Origin of the sequence: Segatella cerevisiae, from assembly GCF_024054555.1 — a bacterium.
Taxonomy (GTDB): domain Bacteria; phylum Bacteroidota; class Bacteroidia; order Bacteroidales; family Bacteroidaceae; genus Prevotella; species Prevotella cerevisiae.
In genome coordinates this window covers 1-1,032 of the sequence record NZ_JAMXLY010000115.1, presented here as the reverse complement: position 1 = coordinate 1,032, position 1,032 = coordinate 1, and the positions used below count along the sequence as shown (strand labels likewise).

Here is a 1,032-nt window from a genome sequence, read left to right as displayed (position 1 = left end):
TATAATACTCCCCAATTTTAGTACAGGTGCTAAAGTTAAAGAATATTGTTTATCTTTGCACTAAGTAAGAAAGGAACAGAAATGGGAAGAAGAAGTAAGTTTGAACCAAGTTTTAAGGCAAAGGTAGCTTTAGAGGCTGCCAAGGAGCAGAAGACGTTGAGCGAACTGGCAAAAGAGTTCGGTGTCTCACCAGCCAAGATCAGTGAGTGGAAGGAAGAACTTTTGCAGAATGCGGGTGCTGCTTTCATAAATCCTGATGAGTCTCAGTATAAGGCGGTAAGGAAGCTGAAATCAGAGAAAGAGCGTCTTCTGAAGAAGGTTGGAGAACTGACACTGGAGAATGATTTTTTTGCGAGTGCCTGCGAAGACGCCGGACTAAAAGTGAGATAGTGGAGCTGATAAAGAAGCGCCCGGTTCAACTCAGTCTCAACAGCTTATGCAAGAAACTGGATGTGAGCCGTAACCGCTTCTACTATTTTGCCAAAGGCGAATCGCAGGCTAATTTGGATCTCATGAAGAAAATGGATAAGATGATGTTAGAGCACCCTACTACAGGAGTACAGAAAATGGTTGATATGCTTCGGCTTGACGGCATCCACATCAATCACAAGCATGTTCGCCGCCTGATGAGAACCATGGGATTGCGGTGCATCTATCCGATGAAATGCCTGTCAAAGGGGGGAAGACCAAAGTATGTCTATCCGTATCTTCTGAGAAATATCACCATTGAGCGTCCGAACCAGGTCTGGAGTACTGATATTTCCTATATTCCTATGAGACACGGCTTCATGTACCTTTATGCTGTTATTGATGTCTATAGCCGATTCATACTAGGATGGCGCCTGAGCAACAGTCTGACGAAAGATAATTGCATAGAGCTTCTCGAAGAATGTATAGCTCAGCATGGTACCCCGGAGATTGTCAATACAGACCAGGGAAGCCAATATACCAGCGAAGAATGGGTCAACACGTTGAAATCATATCATGTCAAAATCAGTATGGATGGCAGAAACAGATGCAAGGACAATATAT

The 1,032-nt window shown here is 43.7% G+C and carries 2 protein-coding genes; both read left to right on the top strand.

Going from position 1 to position 1,032, the window contains the following annotated elements:
- The first annotated feature begins 81 nt into the window (after positions 1-81).
- Positions 82-390, top strand: a complete 309-nt coding sequence (locus tag NG821_RS12590) for a transposase (protein WP_252762001.1) — start codon at positions 82-84, stop codon at positions 388-390.
- Positions 390-1,032 (top strand): IS3 family transposase (locus tag NG821_RS12585; protein WP_252762000.1); only part of this gene is annotated, 643 nt, incomplete at its 3' end. The genes NG821_RS12590 and NG821_RS12585, both read left to right, overlap by 1 nt.